The organism is Thermomonospora echinospora, from assembly GCF_900108175.1.
GTDB lineage: Bacteria > Actinomycetota > Actinomycetes > Streptosporangiales > Streptosporangiaceae > Thermomonospora > Thermomonospora echinospora.
The window spans coordinates 37,850-58,310 of the sequence record NZ_FNVO01000033.1 but is presented as its reverse complement, the minus strand read 5'-3'; the positions used below and the strand labels follow the sequence as shown (position 1 = coordinate 58,310).

General features: G+C 73.9%; 16 protein-coding genes and 1 rRNA gene. 9 read left to right on the top strand and 8 right to left on the bottom strand.

What is annotated here, in order from left to right:
• The first annotated feature begins 5 nt into the window (after positions 1 to 5).
• A 5S ribosomal RNA gene (gene rrf, locus C4U03_RS36865) occupies positions 6 to 122 on the top strand.
• A 252-nt stretch (positions 123 to 374) separates the two neighbouring features.
• On the opposite strand, the gene C4U03_RS36860 is transcribed toward rrf, so the two are convergent.
• From C4U03_RS36860 to C4U03_RS36835, 6 genes are all read right to left on the bottom strand, one after another.
• Positions 375 to 2,027, bottom strand: a complete 1,653-nt coding sequence (locus C4U03_RS36860; protein WP_103944438.1) for a DNA repair helicase XPB — start codon at positions 2,025 to 2,027, stop codon at positions 375 to 377.
• 89 nt (positions 2,028 to 2,116) lie between these two features.
• Complete coding sequence (locus tag C4U03_RS36855) at positions 2,117 to 2,569, bottom strand: hypothetical protein (protein ID WP_103944437.1); 453 nt, start codon at positions 2,567 to 2,569, stop codon at positions 2,117 to 2,119.
• 133 nt (positions 2,570 to 2,702) lie between these two features.
• Positions 2,703 to 4,226 carry a class I adenylate-forming enzyme family protein gene (locus C4U03_RS36850; RefSeq protein WP_103944436.1) on the bottom strand — a complete coding sequence of 508 codons (1,524 nt, stop codon included), beginning with the start codon at positions 4,224 to 4,226 and terminating at the stop codon, positions 2,703 to 2,705.
• Positions 4,227 to 4,460: 234 nt separating this feature from the next.
• Entirely contained in the window at positions 4,461 to 6,017 is a 1,557-nt protein-coding gene (locus tag C4U03_RS36845) for a TROVE domain-containing protein (RefSeq protein WP_103944435.1), read from the bottom strand.
• A gap of 687 nt (positions 6,018 to 6,704) precedes the next feature.
• Positions 6,705 to 9,110, bottom strand: coding sequence for a helicase-associated domain-containing protein (locus C4U03_RS36840; RefSeq protein WP_103944434.1), 2,406 nt, complete (start codon positions 9,108 to 9,110; stop codon positions 6,705 to 6,707).
• 88 nt (positions 9,111 to 9,198) lie between these two features.
• On the bottom strand, positions 9,199 to 9,813 hold the full coding sequence (locus tag C4U03_RS36835; protein ID WP_103944433.1) for a TetR/AcrR family transcriptional regulator: 615 nt from the start codon (positions 9,811 to 9,813) through the stop codon (positions 9,199 to 9,201).
• 153 nt (positions 9,814 to 9,966) lie between these two features.
• Between C4U03_RS36835 and C4U03_RS36830 the strand changes: the two genes are divergently transcribed.
• From C4U03_RS36830 to C4U03_RS36820, 3 genes are all read left to right on the top strand, one after another.
• Positions 9,967 to 10,467: a GNAT family N-acetyltransferase gene (locus tag C4U03_RS36830; protein ID WP_103944432.1), complete on the top strand. Its 501-nt coding sequence runs from the start codon at positions 9,967 to 9,969 to the stop codon at positions 10,465 to 10,467.
• 211 nt (positions 10,468 to 10,678) lie between these two features.
• Positions 10,679 to 11,317: an HAD family hydrolase gene (locus C4U03_RS36825; protein ID WP_103944431.1), complete on the top strand. Its 639-nt coding sequence runs from the start codon at positions 10,679 to 10,681 to the stop codon at positions 11,315 to 11,317.
• 79 nt (positions 11,318 to 11,396) lie between these two features.
• Positions 11,397 to 11,792 (top strand): cold-shock protein, encoded by a 396-nt coding sequence (locus tag C4U03_RS36820; RefSeq protein ID WP_103944430.1) that lies wholly within the window; start codon positions 11,397 to 11,399, stop codon positions 11,790 to 11,792.
• Between the two features lie 52 nt (positions 11,793 to 11,844).
• Here the strand turns inward: C4U03_RS36820 and C4U03_RS36815 are convergent, their stop codons facing one another.
• Complete coding sequence (locus tag C4U03_RS36815; RefSeq protein ID WP_103944429.1) at positions 11,845 to 13,212, bottom strand: MFS transporter; 1,368 nt, start codon at positions 13,210 to 13,212, stop codon at positions 11,845 to 11,847.
• A 133-nt stretch (positions 13,213 to 13,345) separates the two neighbouring features.
• Between C4U03_RS36815 and C4U03_RS36810 the strand changes: the two genes are divergently transcribed.
• Both C4U03_RS36810 and C4U03_RS36805 read left to right on the top strand, forming a co-directional pair.
• Positions 13,346 to 14,176: a DUF3027 domain-containing protein gene (locus tag C4U03_RS36810; protein WP_235018359.1), complete on the top strand. Its 831-nt coding sequence runs from the start codon at positions 13,346 to 13,348 to the stop codon at positions 14,174 to 14,176.
• A gap of 146 nt (positions 14,177 to 14,322) precedes the next feature.
• The gene (locus C4U03_RS36805; protein ID WP_103944427.1) at positions 14,323 to 17,367 is read left to right on the top strand and encodes a sacsin N-terminal ATP-binding-like domain-containing protein; all 3,045 of its coding nucleotides are present in this window, start codon (positions 14,323 to 14,325) and stop codon (positions 17,365 to 17,367) included.
• 68 nt (positions 17,368 to 17,435) lie between these two features.
• Here C4U03_RS36805 and C4U03_RS36800 read toward each other — a convergent pair whose 3' ends face one another.
• Complete coding sequence (locus tag C4U03_RS36800; protein ID WP_103944426.1) at positions 17,436 to 17,783, bottom strand: DUF2530 domain-containing protein; 348 nt, start codon at positions 17,781 to 17,783, stop codon at positions 17,436 to 17,438.
• A gap of 168 nt (positions 17,784 to 17,951) precedes the next feature.
• Here C4U03_RS36800 and C4U03_RS36795 point away from each other — a divergent pair, with 168 nt between their 5' ends.
• The 3 genes from C4U03_RS36795 (at position 17,952) to C4U03_RS36785 (ending at position 20,440) form a co-directional block, all read left to right on the top strand.
• Entirely contained in the window at positions 17,952 to 18,458 is a 507-nt protein-coding gene (locus C4U03_RS36795) for a MarR family winged helix-turn-helix transcriptional regulator (RefSeq protein WP_103944425.1), read from the top strand.
• A 50-nt stretch (positions 18,459 to 18,508) separates the two neighbouring features.
• On the top strand, positions 18,509 to 19,759 hold the full coding sequence (locus tag C4U03_RS36790; RefSeq protein WP_103944424.1) for an MFS transporter: 1,251 nt from the start codon (positions 18,509 to 18,511) through the stop codon (positions 19,757 to 19,759).
• Between the two features lie 111 nt (positions 19,760 to 19,870).
• Entirely contained in the window at positions 19,871 to 20,440 is a 570-nt protein-coding gene (locus tag C4U03_RS36785; RefSeq protein WP_103944423.1) for a TerD family protein, read from the top strand.
• Positions 20,441 to 20,461 lie beyond the last annotated feature (21 nt).

Here is a 20,461-nt window from a genome sequence, read left to right as displayed (position 1 = left end):
GGCGTTCCGGTGGTTATGGCGGAGGGGAAACACCCGGTCTCTTTCCGAACCCGGTAGTTAAGCCCTCCAGCGCCGATGGTACTGCATGGGAGACTGTGTGGGAGAGTAGGACACCGCCGGACACATACATACAGTGGTCGGGGCCCGTCTGGAGTGATCCAGGACGGGCCCCGACCCATATCCAGACCCCTTTTCCCTCTCCCCTTCCCCGATGTGCCGCCATTTCTGAGCCTGCCGTTGCGGGTGTGGGGTCTCATTGAGTTTGGACAGGCTCGTACGCACCGGCCGCGTCACTTCCAAAGCCGGCTGCCGGTGCGCGCCGACGACTCCGGCCACGACCCGATCGTCACACCTCGATCAAGGCCGGGGGCCGGTCAGATCTCTTCGTCGGCCAGGACCGCGTCGGCGTCGACGATCCGGTAGGCATAGCCCTGTTCGGCCAGGAAACGCTGCCGATGGGCCGCGTACTCCTGGTCGAGGGTGTCACGGGCGACCACGGCGTAGAAGCGGGCGCCCTGCCCCGAGGCCTTGGGGCGCAGCACCCGGCCCAGGCGCTGGGCCTCCTCCTGGCGGGAGCCGTAGGCGCCCGACACCTGGATGGCGACGGTGGCCTCGGGAAGGTCGATGGAGAAGTTGGCGACCTTGGAGACCACCAGCACCGACAGCTCACCGGAACGGAAGGCGTCGAAGAGGCGTTCGCGTTCGCGGATGCGGGTGTCGCCCTTGATGACCGGGGCGTCCAGCCGGGCCGACAGCTCGTCGAGCTGGTCGATGTACTGGCCGATGACCAGGGTCTGCTCGCCGCGGTGCCGTTCCACCAGGGACTGGATCACCCGGGTCTTGGTCTCGGTGGTGGCACAGAAGCGGTAGCGGTCCTCCGGCTCGGCGGTCGCGTACGCCAGGCGTTCGGCGTCGGTCAGTGTGACCCGGACCTCGACGCAGTCGGCCGGGGCGATCCAGCCCTGGGTCTCCATCTCCTTCCAGGGCGCGTCGTAGCGCTTGGGCCCGATCAGCGAGAACACGTCGTCCTCGCGGCCGTCCTCGCGGACCAGGGTCGCGGTGAGGCCGAGCCGGCGCCGGGCCTGCAGGTCGGCGGTCATCCGGAAGATGGGCGCCGGCAGCAGGTGCACCTCGTCGTAGACCACCAGCCCCCAGTCGCGGGCGTCGAACAGCTCCAGGTGCGAATAGACGCCCTTCCGGCGGGAGGTCATGATCTGGTAGGTGGCGATCGTGACCGGGCGGATCTCCTTGCGGGCCCCGCTGTACTCGCCGATCTCGTCCTCGGTGAGGGAGGTGCGCCGCAGCAGCTCCTGCCTCCACTGGTGGGCCGAGACCGTGTTGGTCACCAGGATCAGGGTGGTGGCCTCGGCGTGCGCCATGGCCGCGGCGCCGACGATGGTCTTGCCCGCCCCGCAGGGCAGCACCACGACGCCTGAGCCGCCGTGCCAAAACGCGTCGGCGGCCTCCTTCTGGTAGGACCGCAGCGTCCAGCCGTCCTCGACCAGCGCGATGGGGTGCGCCTCCCCGTCCACGTAGCCGGCCAGGTCCTCGGCGGGCCAGCCCAGCTTGAGCAGCGCCTGCTTGAGGGTGCCGCGTTCGCTGGGGTGGACGACGACGGTGTCGTCGTCGACGCGCGCCCCGAGCATCGGCTTGACCTTCTTGGCGCGCAGCACCTCCTCCAGCACCGACCGGTCGGTGGAGGTCAGCACCAGACCGTGGACCGGGTCCTTCTCCAGCCGCAACCGCCCGTACCGGGCCATGGTGTCGGCGACATCGACCAGCAGCGCGTGCGGCACCGGGTAGCGGGAGTACTTCAGCAGCGCGTCCACGACCTGCTCGGCGTCGTGGCCGGCCGCCCGGGCGTTCCACAGGGCCAGCGGGCTGATCCGGTAGGTGTGGATGTGCTCGGGCGCCCGCTCCAGCTCGGCGAACGGGGCGATGTCCCTGCGGCAGTCGTCGGCCAGCTCGTGGTCGACCTCCAGCAGCAGGGTCTTGTCGGACTGGACGATGAGCGGGCCGTCGGTCACGGGCAACCTCACTGGTCGGTTTCGGCGGACGGACCGCCGGAGGACATCCAGTGTGCAACAGCGCGGAGGGCCCGGGTCTTCCCGTCGGCTCAGAAGCCGCCGGAGTCGTAGCCCGAGCCGTCCTCGCTGAACGCGCCGGCCATCATGAGGACGGCGATCAGCAGGATCTGCAGGACGAGGGACACGCCCAGGATCACCCAGCTCCACTTGACCAGGCTCCGCGACTCGTGGGGGTCGGTCTGCGCCCTGCCCAGGGCGATGGCCGAGGTCACGATGCCGCCGATACACAGCAGGTTGCAGCAGATCAACGTGGCGACGCTGTTGCACACCAGCGCCACGATGGCGGAGCTGTTGTCGACACGGCCCTGCGGCACCCCCGGCGGCCCGTAGCCGTAGCCGTACATCTGGCCGGTGGGCTGCTGGTGCTGCGCGTACTGGCCGTAGGGGTCCCAGCCCTGCTGCCCCGCGGGGTCGTGGCCGCCGCTCTGGTAACTGTAGGGATCGGACCAGCCTCCCGAGGACTGGTCGCCGTAGCCACTCATGCGGATCCTCCTGTACGGCGGCGTCGCCCAGTAGGCGGTCAGGCGGGATGTGTCCGGTGCGTTCTCCTGTTCTGACCTGTCAGAGTATCGGCTGGTTCCGACGATTTCGGATGGGTTCGAATGGGGCGTCCGGTCAATGGGGCCGCGGCGGCTCGGCCAGCATCCGCCGCAGCCGTTTGCGGTCGGTCTTGAAGACGCTGGTCACCGGGACCGCGTCGATCACGTGGACCTCCCGCGGGTACTTGATCCGGCCGATCCGGGCGCGCGTCCACGCGATGAGCTCGTCGGGGGTGACCCGGGCGTCCGGGGCCAGCGAGACGAACGCGACGACCTCCTCGCCGCTCCTGGGGTCGGGGCGGCCGACCACGCCCGCCATGGTGACCTCGGGGTGCTCCATCAGGGCGTCCTCCACGTCGCGCGGGAACACGTTGAAGCCGCCCCGGATGATCAGGTCCTTCTTGCGGTCCACGATGAACAGGTGGCCGTCCTCGTCGAGGTGGCCGATGTCGCCGGTGCGCAGCTCGCCGTCCACCACCGCGCTCGCGGTGGCCTCCTCCGCCCGCCAGTAGCCCTTCATCAGGCACCTGCTGCGGATGCAGATCTCGCCGTCCCGACCGGCCGGCAACTCGCCGCCCTGCTCGTCGCGGATGGTGATCCGGTAGCCGGGCAGCGGCCGGCCCACGCTGCCGACCTTCCTGGCCCCGGGCCGGTTGACCACGCTGACCGCGCTGGTCTCGGTCATGCCGTAGCCCTCCAGGATCTGGGCGCCCGGCACCCGCCGCTCGAACTCCTCCAGCGACTCGCGGGGCAGCGGGGCCGCGCCGGAGGTGACGTACCGCAGGTCGGGCAGCGGCGTGGCGCCGAAGGAGGGCTCGGCCAGCAGCAGGTTGATCATGGCGGGGACCAGCGGGGCCAGCTGGATCCGGTGCTCGGCGGCCAGCCGGATCCACTCCTTGGCGTCGAACCAGCGCATGAGCACGCTGGTGCGGGCCTCCTGCGACTGCATCCCGACCAGCGTCACGATCAGCCCGAACGCGTGCGACAGCGGCAGGGGCACCAGCGCCCGGGTCAGCCCGGGCACCGAGCCGGCCTCGCGGGAGGCCAAGGACGCCTCGTACAGCCCGGCGTGGGTGAGCATGACGCCCTTGGCGCGGCCGGTGGTGCCACCGGTGTACATCAGCGCCGCCAGGTCCTGCTCGTCCCGGTCGATCAGGGGGAGCTCGTCGGCCTGCTCCAGGTCGTCGTAGGGGAGAACACCGTCGGCGGTGCCGCCGACCGCGACGATCCGCACGCCGAGGCCGTCTGCCGCCGTCCGGACGGTGGGTATCACCTCGGAGGTGGTGACGACGATCCCGGCGCCGCTGTCGAGGAGGATGTGCCGAAGCTCCTCCGGCGAGACCAGGAAGACCACCGGGGTGATCGCGGCACCGGCCCGCCACAGCGCCTGGTAGGTGATGGCGACCTCGGGGCAGTTGGCCATCATCACCACCACCCGGTCGCCCGGCTGGACGCCGAGCCCGGCCAGGCCGCCGGCCACCCGCCGGGCCCGGCCGGCCAGCTCCTGGCTGCGGTGCCAGCGCCCCTCGAAGAACAGCGAGTCGTAGTCGTCGAACCGCTCCCACGCCTGCTCCGCCAGCCTGCCGAGCGTACGCCTCATCCGGCCGCCCCTTTCGTCCGAAACCGCCGCCCCGGCCAGCCGACCGCTTCCGGCCGCGAAGGTCAATGGTCGCCGCGCTCAGCATCGCCGGCCCGCCCTTGGGCGGCAGCCCTTCGCGCAGCTCAGAGGCCATGCGCAGCCGCTCCCACTCGGTGGCCTCGGTGCCGGGCGACCACCACGGCCGGGCGGGTCGGCGCCACCGGCGGTGCCTCCTCGGAGGCACCGCCGGGGCGTTCAGAAAGGCCAGTTGGTGCTCTGGCCGCGCTCGATGAGGGGGATCATCGAGAAGGCGGCGTCGGACAGGCCGGCGAAGGTGTGCCGGGTTCCGCTGCCGGACGGGCCGTGGCCCGGCCGGTAGCCGACCAGGTTCCAGGTGTAGACCGGGACGTGGTCCGGGACCGCCGCGGTGGGCTCCTCGCCCCTGCGGCCTCCCCACGCCTGCTCGTCCGTCACGATGATCACGCGGTCGTGGCGGCGGTAGCGGGCGCGCACCGCCGCGGCGGTGTCGGTGCCGCCGCGGTTGCCGAACCGGTCGACCACCTTCAGCACCGACTCGCCGCGCCGGAACCGGATCGCCTGGTGGTCGGTGCCGAACTCCACCAGGTCGGCCTGCTCGGCCCGCAGCGCCAGCGCCGCCCCGAACATCGCGGCGGCGTCGGCCTGGGTGAGGTCGCTGTGCTTGGACATGCTCCAGAACATCGACCCCGACCGGTCCACCAGCACCAGCGTGCGCCCCGGCAGCCGGGGCACGTTCGCCAGCGAGGCGTCCAGCGCCTGCTGCAACGGCCACGACCAGCGCAGCGACGGTGCCGCCCGGTAGGCGGCCAGGAACCGCATCGGCAGCACCCGCGACCGGCGGACCTGCTCGGCGTCGGCCAGCCGCGCGGCGACCAGGGCGGCGACCTCGTCGCCGACCCCCGCCCGGTCGAAGTTGCGCAGGTTACGGACCAGGGCGAAGAACCCCATGGACGGGATGATCGCCTCCCAGAAGCGCGCGGTCAGCGGGCCCTGCAGCCAGCCGGCCAGCGACTCCCAGGTCATCCCGGCCGCCGCCAGCGCCTGCGGGGCGTCCGGACGGCCCAGCAGCGCCCGCCGCTCGGCCACCGGCAGCGCCAGCAGTCGTGCGCGGGCCCGCAGCATCGCCAGCGACGCGGGGATGTCCTCGCCGCGGCCGTGCCGGCGGTCGATCGCATGCCGGAACAGGTCGCCCTGGCGGGGCGTGGCCGGCGCCGGATGGGTCAGCTCCAGGACGTCACCGAAGCGGAAGTCCCCGGTGTCGTACTTGATCAGCGACCGCTCGTGGTAGAGCCGGCGGACCGCGTCGGCGACCCCGCGCTTGACCGGCTGCGGCAGCGCCCGGCCGTACCGGCCGTGCCAGTAGGCGATCAGCTCGCCGGGCTCGTCGGCGCGGCGCAGCGCGGCGTCGATGAGCTGCCGGTTGCCGCCGCTGCGGGACGCGCACAGCCGGGACATCACGCCCTCGGCCGCCGCGACCACGCTCGCCGAACGCATCCCGGCCTCGTCGCGCAGCCAGCCGATCATGCGGGTGAGCCAGTCGACGTCCGTCAGCGCCACCTCGCCGACCAGGGTGCGGAAGCGGGCGTCTCGCTCGCCCGCGCCCTCGTAGAAGGTGTGCTCGCCGACCATGTTCGCGACCGCGAGCAGGAAGAGCTCGCTCTTGGTGTCCCGGAGGTGACCCGGCGCGCCCTCGTAGGTGCGGCCGGCCGCGCGGGAGGCGGTCTTGATCGGGCTGGTGGCGCTCTTGGCGCGGGCACGGTTGAACTTCGCCATGTGTCGCTGCCCTCCAGGGGCGATGGGCTCCCGAGAACAGGGCGCCCGGAGGTGTGGGAGTCGAACCCAGTGAGTGCCGGAAGTAACTCCGGGCCTCGCATCGGGAGGGGAAAGTGAAAGCGCCCGAGATCAAAACGGCTGTGGTACGTAAGTGCTCTAGGCCGCTGAGCTACCGCCCGGTGAGCCGGGCGGACAGGATTCGAACCTGTGTCTCTCCATTAAGAGTGGAAGTAACCACTGCCTGCGCATCGGGCGCGCATGATGTCCAGAAAGGACCTCCCGAGTTCCGGGCCGGTCACGGTCCTGTCGCTCGCGGCTCTATCCGGCTGAGCTACCGGCCCGGAGGCCGGGCGGGATTCGAACCCGCGCTCACGAGTCCTGAAGTATCCGTGACCTGCGCACCGGGAGGCAAGGGTGCTCAGGAGGCGCCGAGATCGGGGCGGCGAAGGCAGGGTGTCTCTTGACAAGGAGAAGTAACCCTCGCCTGCGCACCGGCGCCGTTGGGCCGTACGGCCCGTTCAGCGTTCGCGCGGTCTCGGCTCCGCTGGGCGGAGGACATTTCGGCAACCGCGTATGCCGCGGGAACGCCGTCGCTTGGTGCCCGGCATCGTGCCCTCCTTTCCGCAGTCGTTTCCGTCCGGAACGACTCATACTGTGCCGCGTTCACGGAGCCGGTGCAACGAGTTTTCATTCGCCGGATTCGAGTTCGGCGACGCCGGTGATGCGGTGCAGGGCGAAACGGTGCATGGCGGCCCGGGTGGCGTCGTAGCCGGTGAGGAAGCCGCCGTCGACGCGGACCGGCTCCACGATGCGACTGGAGGCCTGGCCCTGCTGGTCGAGGTAGCCGATCCAGACGCGAGCGCCCCGTTCCACCGCGCGGCGCAACTCCTCCACCGTGGCCATCGACGGTGAGCGCGGCGGCTCGCCCGGCGGCGGGCCGGGGCGGGTGCGGGCCAGTTCGGCGCCCTGGCGGGCCGCCTCCTCGCCCGCGCGCAGCGCCCGCACCGCGGCGGCGATGATCGCCGGGTCGGGGTCGTCGGCGGGCAGCGTCCGGACGGGGTCGGCGGCCGGGTGCGCCGAGGGCTCGGCGCGGTGCGCGTCCGGGCGGGTGATGACGACGCCGCCCTCGGGGGACTCGGCGACCGGCGACAGCCCGAGCCCGCGCAGCGCCTCCAGCAACTCGGCGGCGCTCAGCCGGGACGCCAGCACGGTCGGGGCCAGCCGCTGCAGCGGCAGCGTCGCCGTCCGCCGGTCGGCCAGCACCTCGTCCAGCACCGACGGGTCGTCGGCGCGCACGTAACAGGTCATCGTGCCGACCCGCAGCCGCCCGTGCCGCCTGGCCACGTCCTCGATCAGGTAGGTGAGCGGCTGGGGCAGCGGGGTGGTCGAGTGCCGGGTGAGCAGGTCGGTCAGCTCGGCGGCGGAACGGCCGGCGTCCAGCGCCCGGCGCACCGACGCGGCGGTGAAGCGGTAGACGGTGGCGCCGCCGGTGGACTCGACGTCGGCGGCCAGCGCCAGTTCGTGGGCCAGGTCGGGCACCAGCGGGCCGGGCGCGACGGCGGTCAGGTCGGCCTGGATGAGAACCTGGTCGACCGGCCGGGGCAACTGCCCGGCCAGCTCGGCGGCGACCGCGCCGGGATCGCCGTCCGCCAGCAGGGCGCGGGCGTAGGAGGCGAGCACCCCGAAGCCGGTCAGGCCCAGCAGCTCGGCCTCCCGCAGCGTCCAGCCCACCAGGCGGTCGCGCAGCGCGCCGCGGCGGCGGGGCCGCTCCCAGTCCAGCCGGGCGCGGATCAGGTCGGCGTCGGCCGCGCCGCCGGCCTCGTCCAGCGCCCGCAGCGCCGCCCGGCGGATCTGCGGGGCGCTGCCGCGCACCGGCTCGTCCCCGAGCGCGTTGATCACCCGGTCGCGGTCGTCGCGCTCGCCGGCCAGGCCCGCCACCCGGTCGGTGCGCAGCCAGGCGACGGCCAGCTCGGTCCAGCGGTCGGCGGTCTCGCGTAGCCGCCACAGGTCGAAGGCACGGGTGGGCAGCCATTCGCCGTCCACCTGCCGGTCGCCGGAACGTGCCAGCAGCCCCGCCGCGTAGGCGACCTCGGCCAGCAGCGCGGCCTGCCACTCCGCGACGTCCAGGGCGGTGGCGGCGGCGCGCAGGTCCCGTACCGCCAGGCCGCCGCTGCGCAGCACGGCCGGCGGCTCGACCCCCCACCGTTCCAGCAGGTCCTCGACCAGCCGGACGGCGGTGAACGCCTGGCCCGCCGCGGTGCGCACGACCAGGTCCGGGCGGCGCGGCGCCGGGACCTCCAGGGCCGGTGGGCGGGCCGGCACGTCCCGGAACAGCAGGCCGCCGCGCAGGTGCAGGGCGACCTCGCGGGGCAGCGTGACCGTGCGGTCGTCGGTGGCGGCCAGCAGGCCGCGGGCCAGCAGCCGTTCGATCGGGGTCTCGGCGGTGGCGGTGCGGACGGCGCGGCGGGCCTCGGTGACCCGTCCCACCGGCGGTCCCCACGCCAATTGCTCCAGCGCGGCGCGCGCCTGGGGACCGGCGTCCTCGATCAGGTCGGCGGGGGCCGACAGCCGGGCGGTCAGGCGTTCGACCAGCCGGGCCGTGTCGGGGAAGCCGCGCGGCCGGTCGCCGCCGGTGTCGGAGACCAGCTCGACGAGCCGCTCGACGGGGTAGGCGGCGAACAGCTCGGCGGCGGGCGGGCCGAGCCCGGCGGGGTGGGGCAGGCTCTGGCGCAGGCCGGGGGCGGTGCGCAGCGGGTCGCCCGGGGCGCCGTCGTCCCAGACCAGGCCGTGCGCGCGGAGCCGGTCCAGGGCCCGGGTGACGTCGTCGGCCTCGGCGTCGGTGCTCTTGGTCAGCTCCGCGACCACGTCCGCGCGGGCCGCCGGCTGGGGGAGCACCAGCAGCGTCTCCAGCACCGCCAGGGCGAAGCGGTCGAGCCGGTCCAGGGCCCGTGAGACTGCCGCGGACGTGGCGGCCCGTGCGCCCAGCGCGGTCAGGTCCGCTGGGACGGGGGTGATCAGCTCGGGACGCGCGGACAGCAGTGTGCGCAGTTCTCCGTCGTCGCGGGCGCGCAGCCAGTCGGCGTAGCTGTCCATCCCTCCAACGGTAGTGCCGCGTGCGCGTGGGCCGTCCAGCAGGGAGGACGGGTCAGCGCGGGCCGTCTGGTAGGGAGGACGGGACGGGTCAGGCGGGGCTGTGCTCGGCGGCGACCAGGCCGAGGGCCAGGCGGACCCAGCCGTCCACGAAGCGCGTCTCGTCGACGCGGGTGGGCGACTCGTACAGCGACTCGTTGGACAGCCAGTAGTTGACCACGGCGCCGCCGAGCACCGAGGCGATCGCGGGCCAGTCCTCGTCCGCGTCGTCGTACTCCGGCTGGGAGCCCAGCCAGGTGGCGATGCTGTCGTACAGCGGGTTGACGATGCCCTCGCGCATCTCGGCGACCAGGTGGGGGAACTGGTCGAGATCGCGGAACAGTACCCGGATCAGGTCCTGCTCCTCGCGCATCTTGGCCAGGCCCGCCTTGCAGGCCATCTTGAGGCGGACCTCCAGCGGGCGGCCGGCGAAGTCGCCGGCGATCTCCATGACGCTGGCGATCTGCTCCCGGGTGCGGGTGATGTGCTCGCGCACCGCGGCGGCCAGCACCTCCTCCTTGGAACGGAAGTGCCGGTACAGGCCCCCCGCGCCCGGTGACAGCCCGGCCGCGGCCTCGATCTCGGCGACGGATGTCGCGGCGTAGCCCCGGTCGGCGAAGAGCCGGAGCGACTCGGTCACGATCCGCTCGCGCGTGGATGTCGTCATGTGTGTGTCCTCCGCCAGAACAGTAGGGCATACCCGCCGTGTCCGCTCCGAGCACCTGCTCCGGCGCGTCCGAAAAGGTGATCGCCCGCGCCCCCTTCACCCGGGCCACTAGGCTTCCTGGGCACGCTGCGGCGTGGCGGCCGGACAACGTCTATGGAAGGGGTCGAGGTGGCCTTCCTGCCCGCGGACTTCGTCGTGCCCACCCTGGTCGCCGGGCAACGGTTCCGGATCCGCCCGATCACGGTGCACGACGTGGTCAAGGACTACGACGCGGTGATGAGCAGCCGGGAGCGGCTGTGGGAGCGGTTCGGCGAGCGGTGGGGCTGGCCGGCCGCCGAGTACACCGTCGAGCAGGCGCTGGTCGACCTCGGCTGGTTGCAGAAGGAGGGGCAGCTGCGGCGCTCGTTCGCGTTCGCGGTGCTGACCGCCGACGAGGAACGGATGCTGGGCCGGGTGCACATCCTGCCGCCGCCCGGGCCGGAGCCGGGGGCGGACGCCGGGGTGGTGTTCTGGGTGCGGGCGGACGAGGAGGGCACCGGCCTGGAGCGGGAGCTGGCCGGGTTCGTCCGCGAGTGGACCACGGTGACCTGGCCGTTCAAGAGCGTTCGGTACCCCGGCGAGGACATCGGCTGGGAGGAGTGGGGCGACTGCTGACCCCGGGCCCGATCCGGGTGGGCCGATGCGGTTGGGGTAGGGCCGAGCGGGTATAGGCGTAGTACGAAACAGCGGTTTCGGACGGACGGAACATCCAGTCCCGTCGGTCGGCGTTTCGCCGCAATACCCGCGCCCTCCTATTCGGATCCCGTCGCATCGCCACTATCAGGGGGGCGCGGGCCGCGGACGCCGCCCGTATAGCCTGAGGAACGTGCCGGATCTTGACACGTTCTCCCCCGCCCGCCTCGCCGTCGGATTCGACCTCGACCTGACCCTGGCCGACACGCGCCGGGGCATCGGCGCCACCTTCGCGGCGCTGACGGCCGAGACCGGGGTGCACATCGACGTCCCCACCGTGATCGGCCGGCTCGGCCCGCCGCTGGAGCAGGAGTTGGGGTACTGGTTCCCCGCCGAGCGGATCACCGCCGTGGCCGCCCGCTACCGGGCCATGTACGGCGACATCGCGGTGCCCGCCACCACGGCGATGCCCGGCGCGCCAGAGGCGGTCGAGGCGGTACGGGCCCGGGGCGGCCGGGTGGTCGTGGTGACCGCCAAGAGCGAACGCCTCGCGGAGGCGACCGTCGAGCGCCTCGGGCTGCCGGTGGACGAGGTCGTCGGCGGGCTGTACGGCACCGGGAAGGCGGTGGCGCTGCGCGAGCACGGCGTCGGCGTCTACGTCGGCGATCACACTGCGGACGTGGACGCCGCCCGGGCCGCCGGGGCGTACAGCGTGGCGGTCGCAACGGGGCCGTTCGACGCCGCCGCACTACGGGCCTACGGGGCTGACGTGGTGCTCGACGATCTGGCCGCGTTCCCCGGCTGGCTCGGCCGCCATCGCCCGGCGGCGTAAGGCCGCGCGCGTGTTCACCCGTTTGCGGGGAGGCACTACGCTTGAGCCAATTCGTAGCGCGAGCTGGATGAGGTCACCTGTGCCCACTGGCAAGGTCAAGTGGTACGACGCCGACAAGGGATTCGGCTTCCTCACCCGTGACGACGGCGGTGAGGTCTTCGTGCATTCCTCCGCGCTGCCCAGCGGCGTCACGTCGCTGAAGTCCGGCCAGCGGGTGGAGTTCGGTGTGGTCGAGGGCCGCCGGGGACAGCAGGCGCTGTCGGTCCGGACGCTGGAGACCCCGCCCTCGGTGGAGAAGTCGGTGGCCAAGGCCCGGCGCAAGAAGCCGGACGAGATGGTGCTGATCGTCGAGGACCTCATCAAGCTGCTGGACGGCATCTCCAACACCTACCGGCGGGGCAAGCACCCGGCCCCCACCGAGGCCAAGAAGATCGCGACCGTGCTGCGCGCCGTCGCCGACGACCTGCACTCCTGACGCTCCGCCCCGCCCCGCGCGGCCAGATCGGCCAGACCGGCTTGCGGGGCGGCTAGACCGGCTCGCGGCGCGGCTCGGGCGGGTTCTTGCGCAGGCTCGTGCGGCGCCGCGCGGACCGGCGGGCGCGCCCGGCCAGCAGCGCCGCCAACGCCAGTCCCAGGACGGCGGCGACCCCGGCCAGCGCGACCCGGCCGTCGGCGACGATCGACAGGCCCAGCCCCGCCAGCCCGCCGAGCACCCACACCAACTGGTGCAGGGTCTCCGAGACGGCGAAGGTGGACGAGCGGACCTCCTCGCCGATCTCCCGCTGCACCACCGCGTCCATCGCCAGCTTGCCCAGCGACTGGCCGAAACCGCCGACGAAGGCCACCGCCAGCGCCGCCCACAGCCCGAAAAAGACGGCCGCGGCGGCGGCGGAGGCGGCGGCCACCGTCAGCGTGGCGAACACCATGAGATGCGGCGCGCGGGCCTTCGTCCAAGCGCCCAGGCCGGTACCGGCCAGCCCGCCCGCGCCCGCGCACGCCGCCAGCAGCCCCAGCGCCACGGTGTGCGACACCGGCTCGAAGCGCCGCTCGCGCAGCAGGAACGCCAGGTAGAGGATCAGGAAGCCGGAGAACGCCCGCAGCGCCGCGTTGGCCTGCATCGCCTCGGCGACCACCGGACCGACCCGCGGCAGCGTGCGCCAGCGCCGGCCCGCGGGGGGCGCACCGGGCCCGGTGGCGGTGGCCGGGGCGGGTTCGGGCACGTCCACGTGGGCGGGCAGCCGCATCGCCAGCACGGCGCCGAGGACGAACACCACCGTGGCGATGCGCAGCACCCAGTCCGGGCCGGCCGCCACCGCCAGCCCCGCCCCGGCCACGGCGGCGGTCGAGGCCGCGATGAGCCCCGCGAACGACGCGCGGGCGTTGGCGGTCACCAGCGTGATCTGGTCGGGCAGCAGGCGGGGAGTGACCGCGCTGCGCAGCACCCCGAACGCCTTGGACAGCACCAGCACCCCGAACGCCGCCGGCAGCAGCGTGACCTGGTCGCCGTGCGTGACCGCCCCGGCCATGCCCCAGCACAGCAGGCCGCGGGCCAGCATCGTCCCGGCGATGGCGTACCGGCGGGCGTGCCGCATCCGGTCCAGCGCCGGCCCGATCAGCGGGGCGACCAGCGCGAACGGCGCCATGGTGACCAGCAGGTAGAGAGCGACCTGGCCGCGGGCCTCGTTGACGTCCAGCCCGAAGAACAGCGTCCCGGCCAGCGCCACCGCCACCAGCGCGTCCCCGGCGCCGTTGACCCCGGCGGTCTCGATCAGGCCGCCCAGCCCGCTGCGGCCGGCGCCGTTGGCATGAGTGACCCGCCGGACCGCGCCGCCCGCCCGGCGGGCGCCAGTGCCGGCTGCCCGCGCGGATCTCCCCAGGCGCGACCGGAACCCCATGGCCTCTAGTCTCCCCTGATCACCGCGATGCCTATCGCCTCGCTCGCCCCGGCCGTCGGCACAGGCCCCGCGATCCCCTGGAACGACGGGCGGAAAGGCCCGTCCATACCGGTGGATGGGGGAGAATCGAAGGGTGAGCCCTCTGCGTCAGCCCAGATCCGCCGTGACCGGTGCGGCGCGTACGCGCCGGACACGTCCCCCCGCCGTCGACCCCGCCTGCGCGGACGCCGTAGATCTTGCCCGCGCGGCGGCGGAGGAAACCGCCCATCCGACGCCGGTGGGCGAGCACCTGGGGACGCAGCCCGAGGCTGAGCGGGTGCTCACCCACTTCTTCGAGTGCCTCGACCCCGCCTACAAGGGCTGGCGGTGGGCGGTCAGCGTGGCCCGCGCGGCGCGCGCCAAGGTGGTGACGGTCAACGAGTGCGTGCTGGTCCCCGGCGAGGACGCGCTGATGCCGCCGCCGTGGGTGCCGTGGATCGAGCGGCTGCGCCCCGGCGACCTGGGACCCGGTGACCTGTTGCCCACCCCGGCCGACGACGTGCGGCTGGCGCCCGGCTACACCGACGCCGAGGACGCCGAGGAGCGCCAGACGCAGTGGGAGCTCGGGCTCGGCCGGGCGCGGGTGCTGTCGGCCGAGGGACGGGCCGAGGCGGCCGCGCGCTGGTACGAGGGGACGGCCGGGCCGCGCACCCCGATCGCCGCCTCCGCCCCGGCCCAGTGCTCCACCTGCGGGTTCTACGTGATGCTGGCGGGCGATCTGCGGCAGATGTTCGGGGTGTGCGCCAACGAGTACGCCCCCGACGACGGCCGGGTGGTCTCCGCCGACCACGGGTGCGGGGCCCACTCCGAGGCGGTGGTGGTGCCGCCGAGCTCGGAGGCGCCGCCGCCGATCGTGGACGAGATGGGCTACGACCTGATGCCGGTGTCCTCACTGGCCGACGAAGAGGCCCTCGGGCACAGCTAGATGAGCGCACACCCGGTCTCGGCCGATCGGACGACCGGACGCCCGACCTCGGCCGGGCGCTCGGTGGCGGCCGCGTATCCGGCCACGGCCGGGCGCCTGGGCGAGGCCGGCCGGTGGGCCGGGTGTCCGTTCATGGCCGTTCCCCGATGAGCGGCCCCGGTGAGGTCGGTGTCCCGGACCTCTACGGCACGGCGGCGATCCGGGAACGGGTGCTGGCCGCGTGGGCGGCGTCCCCGGCCCGGTTCCGGGAGGACGCCAACACCGAGGAGGACTTCGCCCTCGGCGGCTACCGGGACCGGGTGGTCATCGAGCTGGCGCAGAACGCCGCCGACGCCGCGCTGCGCCGGGGCGCGCCGGGCCGGCTGCGGCTGCGGCTGGCCGGCGGGGTGTTGACGGCCGCCAACACCGGGGCGCCGCTGGACGCCGCGGGCGTGCAGGCGCTGTCCACGCTGCGGGCCTCGGCCAAGCGGGACGAGACCGCGGCGGTGGGGCGTTTCGGGGTGGGGTTCGCCGCCGTGGTCGCGGTGAGCGACGAGCCCGCCGTGCTGCCCGCCGTCGGCCGGCCCGGGGTGGCGTGGTCGGCGCCGCGCACTCGGGAGCTGGTGGCCCAGATCCCCGCGTTGGCCGACGAACTGCTGCGCCGGGGCGGGCACGTGCCGGTGCTGCGGCTGCCGTTCCCCGCCCGGTCGCAGGAGGCCGAGCCCGGGTTCGACACGGTGGTGCGGCTGCCGCTGCGGGACGCCGAGACCGAGGCGCTGGTGCGACGGCAGCTCGCCGAGGTGGGCCCGGCGCTGATGCTGGCGTTGCCCGGCCTGCGCACGGTGGAGATCGAGATCGACGGGCGGACCCGGACGGTCACCGCCGGGCACGAGCCGGACGGGACCGTGGTGATCGACGGGGTCCGCTGGCGGACGGTCGTCGAGGAGGGCACGCTCGCCCCCGCGCTGCTGGCGGACCGGCCCACCGAGGAACGCGCCCGCCCCACCTGGCGGGTCCGCTGGGCCGTCCCCGAGGAGGCGCCGGGCCTGGGGCGCAAGGGGCTGCCCGAAGAGGTGCCCGCGGTGCTGCACGCGCCCACTCCCAGCGAGGAGCGGCTGGACCTGCCGGCCCTGCTGATCGCCACGTTCCCGCTGGCGCCCGACCGCCGGCACATCGCGCCCGGGCCGCTGTCGGACTTCCTGGCCGAGCGGGCCGCCGAGGCGTACGTCCGGCTGCTGCGCGGGCTGCCCGCCACGCCCCGGCTGCTGTCGCTCGTCCCGGGCGGGCTGCCCGCCGGGGCGCTGGACGCGCGGTTGCGCCGGGCGATCGGCGAACGGCTGCCGGACGCCCCGCTGCTGCCCGTGGCCGTGCCCGGCGAGGACGGGACGGTGCGGGCCCGGGGCCGGGACACGGTCGCCGTGGACGGCACGCCGGAACTGCTGGACCTGCTCGCCGAGGTGCTGCCCGGGCTGCTGCCGGCCGGCTGGCCCGCCGACCATCCCGCGCTGGCCGCACTGGGCGTGCGGCGGCTGCCGCCGGCCGACGTGATCGACCTGCTGGCTACCCTGGACCGGGAGCCCGCCTGGTGGCAGCGGCTCTACCGGGCGCTGGAGGGGGCGCGGCCGGGCACCGACTCGCTCGGCGCGCTGCCGGTGCCGCTGGCCGACGGGCGCACGGTACGGGGCCCCCGCGGGCTGCTGATCGCCGCCGACGGGCTGGATCCGCGGCCGCTGGAGGTCCTGGGGCTGCGCTTCGTCCATCCCGAGGCCGTCCACCCGCTGCTGAACCGGCTGGGTGCCGTACAGGCGGGGCCCCGGGCGGTGCTGGCCGACCCGGCGGTGCGGGCGGCGGTGGAGGGCTCGTTCGACGCCGACGACCCCGAGCCGATCGCCGAGGCCGTCCTCGGGCTGGTGGCCGAGGCCGCGCTCGACCCGGGGGACGAGCCCTGGCTGGCGGAGCTGGCGCTGCCCGGTGCGGACGGCGAGCCGTACCCGGCCGGGGAGCTGCTGCTGCCCACCAGCCCGCTGCGCGAGATCATGGCCGCCGACGCTCCGTTCGGGGTCGTGGCCGCCGAGCTGGTCGAACGCTGGGGCGAGGGGCCGCTGGAGGCGGCCGGGGTGCTGCGGGGCTTCGCGCTGGCCCGTGCCCAGGACGTCGACTTGCAGGCGCAGGCCCACGACCCGGTCCTCGACCTCGACGACGAGGAGGAGTGGGCCTGCGACGTGCTGGCCCGGCTGGGCCCGCAGGAGCTGCCGCCGCAGTTGCCCGAGCTGTTGGCCGTCCGCGATCTGGAGCTGGTCGAGGACTGGGACGCCGCGCTGGAGCTGCTGGCCGAGCCCCCGCTGCGGGAGGCCGTGGTCGATCCGGCCCAGGTGATGCTCCACGACGGCCGTCGGGTGGCGGTGCCGTCCTACACGGCGTGGTGGCTGCGCGGCCGGCCGGTGCTGGGCGGGCGGCGGCCCGCCGACTTGCGTTCGGCCGACGCCCACGAGCTCGCCGGGCTGTACGACGTCGCACCCGCCGGGCTGGACCCGGTGCTGGCGCGGGCGCTGGGCGTGCGGCGGTCGGTGGACGGGCTGCTGGCCGAGCCGGGCGGGGCCGACGAACTGCTGCGCCGGCTCGCCGATCCCGGCCGGACGGTGTCGCGCGCGCTGCTGCGCCGGCTGTGGACGGCGCTGGCCGACCGGGCGGCGGCGACCGGCGAGCCGCCCGCCGAGCCGCCACGGTGGATCCGGGCGCTGGTGCGGGGGACGCCGGAGGTCGTGCCCGCCGAGGACGCCATGGTCCTGGACGCCCCCGCCCTGCTCCCGCTGCTCGCCGACCAGCCGCTGGTGATCACCGCCTACGACCGTGCGGTCACGCTGGCCGAGACGCTGGACCTGGCCCTGGCGAGCGAGGAAGTCCCCGGGGCCGTCGAGTCCCGGGGCACCCCGCGTGCCGTGCCGCAGGCCGTCCACGAGGTGCTCGCGGACGTGGACGAGGGACTGCCGGACGAGTACCTCGCCCATGAGCGCCTGGTCGTCGACGGTCAGACGGTGTCGTGGTGGTACGAGGAGGACACCGGCGCCGTCCACGCGGCCGACGCCGCGGGGCTGGCGCGCGGGCTGGCGTGGGCCGCCGGGCACTGGACGGACCGCCTGCTGCTGGAGGCCGTCCTGCGCGACCCTGCCACCGCCCCGGACATCCTGGCCGAACGAGACCTGGAGCCCTGACCCGGGACCGGGTCGAGGCCGGAACGCCGAGATGCCGGCGGCGGTCGTACCGGAGCCTTCGGGTGAGGTCAGGCCGGGGGCTGGGCTCTGGGGGTCTCGTCGGCGACGGCGTCTTCCGCGTCTGCGGTGCCGGACTCGGAAGGCCGGTCGGGAAGGGGCGTCTGCCGGGCGCCCCTGTCGGTGCGGCGCTGGACGGCGGCGGCGCGGCCACGATGCAGCCGGGGTAGGTACCAGTAGCCGAACCCGCCGATGGCGATACCGGTCGCGCACACCCACAGCCACCAGCGGTCGTGCTCGGGCAGGCCCACGATGAGCAGCACCACCAGGGCGATCGCCCAGGCCGCGGAGCCCACCGCGGCGATCAGCCGGTCGTCGGTCCGCAGCGGAGGGGGGTCCGGGCGCCGTGGGCTTGTCATGAGGCCAGGCTATCGAGGTGCCCCGCAAGCTCCCAGCGATGGGAGCATGGAGGGTCCGGAACGCGAGTGGGCGGGAGGACACCGAAGTCACGCGAAAGGCCGACGTCTCGGCGGAATACTCGGACCGCCGGTAATCGTTAGCCAAAGTAATGACTTCTGCTAACGACCATGAACACGCCACAGCACGCACCCCGCCCGGAGTCGTCCCCGGGCCCGGGGACGACTCCGGAGCTGGCCGAGGAGCTGCGCATATCCGTCGCGCGGCTGTCACGCAGACTGCGCTCGGTGAGCGCCGGCGCTCCCGCCGGGACCCGTCCGGACGGGTCGCCTCAGCCCGCCCGGCTCACGATGTCCCAGCACGCCGTGCTCGCGGTGCTGGAACGCCACCGGTCCATGACCCCGCGGGAACTCGCCGACCACGAGAGGGTGCAGCCCCCCTCGATGACCCGGGTGATCGCCGCGCTGGAGGAGCAGGGGCTGGTGGAGCGCAGCCCGCATCCGACCGACGGCCGCCAGGTGGTGCTGCGGGTCACGGAACGGGGAACGCGGCTGCTGGAGGAGGAACGTCGCCGCAAGGAGGCGTGGCTGTCACAGCGCCTGCGCGAGCTGACCCCGCAGGAGCGGGAGATCCTGCACCAGGCGGCGCCGATCCTGGACCGGCTCAGCAAGTCCTGACGCCGGCGGCGGACGAGGACGGGCCGGAGCCCGAACCCGCCACCGGCGGGATGTTCCGCTCGCTGCGGATCCGCAACTACCGGCTGTTCGCGGCCGGCCAGGTCGTCTCCAACACCGGGACCTGGATGCAGCGGGTCGCCCAGGACTGGCTGGTGCTGGAACTCGCCCACGGCAGCGGCGTCGCGCTGGGCATCACCACCGGCCTGCAGTTCCTGCCGCTGCTGCTGTTCGGGCTGTGGGGCGGGGTGCTGGCCGACCGCTACCCCAAGCGCCGCATCCTGATGATCACCCAGGCCGCGATGGGCCTGCTGGCGCTGCTGCTCGGGACACTGGCGATCACCGGCACCGCCCGGGTCTGGCACGTGTACGTGCTGGCGTTTGCCCTCGGCATGGCCACCGTCCTCGACAACCCGGCCCGCCAGACGTTCGTGAACGAGATGGTGGGCAGGCGGAACCTGCCCAACGCGATCGCCCTCAACAGCGCCAGTTTCAACGGCGCGCGGGTGCTGGGCCCGGCGGTGGCCGGGCTGCTGATCGCCGTGGCCGGCACCGGCCCGGTGTTCCTGATCAACGCCGCCTCGTACGTCGCCGTGCTGTTCGGGCTGGCGGCGATGCGGCGCTCGGAACTGCATCCGGGCGAGCTGGTGCCCCGTGCCAAGGGACAGCTCCGCGAGGGCCTGCGCTACGTGCGCGGCCGCCGCGACCTGGTGATGGTGCTCACACTGGTCGGGCTGGTGGCCACCTTCGGCATGAACTTCCAGATGACCACCGCCCTGGTCACCCGCGAGGTGTTCGGCGTCGGCGCGTCCTCGTTCGGCCTGGCCTCCGCCATGCTCGCGGTCGGCGCGCTGGCCGGCGCGCTGCTGGCCGCCCGGCGGGTGCGCCCGCGGCTGCGGCTGCTGCTGTCGGCGGCGCTGCTGTTCGGGGTGCTGGAGGTGGTGACCGGGCTGATGCCCACCTATTGGTCGTTCCTGGTGATGCTGGTGCCCACCGGCATGGCGTTGATGACGTTCACCACCGCCGCCAACGCCACCGTCCAACTGGGCGTGGCACCGGAGATGCGCGGCCGGGTCATGGGCCTGTACATGTTCGTCTTCATGGGAACCAACCCGCTGGGCGCCCCGTTGGTCGGGTGGATGGCCGAGCAGTTCGGCCCACGCCTGAGCATCGTGGTCGGCGGTGTGGTGGCCGCCTTGGCCGCGCTGACGGTGACCGTCCTCGCGGCCCCGCGCGGTGCGCTGCGCCCGGCCCTGCGGAGCGCGATTCGGCGCAGGCCCGCAGGTTCCGCCCAGAACGGCTGACAACGACGGGCGCGGACTGACAGTCTGTGAACTGCCCGGTGTCCCCGGACCGGATGCCCCCACGGCATCCGGCCGGGACCGATGGCGGAATACGAACGAGGAGACGACGGCGTGTCGGTGTCATTGCAGAAGGGCCAGCGGATCTCCCTGGAGAAGCCCGGCGGCGTGCTGAGCATGGTGCGGATGGGGCTGGGCTGGGACGCGGTCAAGAAGAAGGGCTTCTTCGGATCCCGGGAGCGGGAGATCGACCTGGACGCCTCCTGCCTGCTGTTCGCCGACGGGCGGTTGGCGGACGTGATCTACTTCGGCAAGCTGACCAGCGACGACGGGTCGGTGCGACACACCGGCGACAACCTGACCGGGGCCGGTGACGGCGACGACGAGTCGGTGATCGTGGACCTGGGCCGGCTGCCGGTGCACGTGACCTCGCTGGTGTTCACGGTCAGCTCCTTCAACGGGCAGACCTTCAACGAGGTCGAGAACGCCTTCTGCCGGCTGGTGGACGAGAGCAACGGCGCGGAGATGGCCCGCTACACGCTGACCGGCGGTGGCGCCCACACCGGGATGGTGATGGCCAAGCTGTACCGGCACGGCAACGGCTGGAAGATGAACGCCATCGGCGAGCCCGCCCAGGGCCGTACCTTCCAGGACATGCTCCCGGCCATCGCCGCCCACGCCTGACCGTCCCGGACCGGGAGCCGA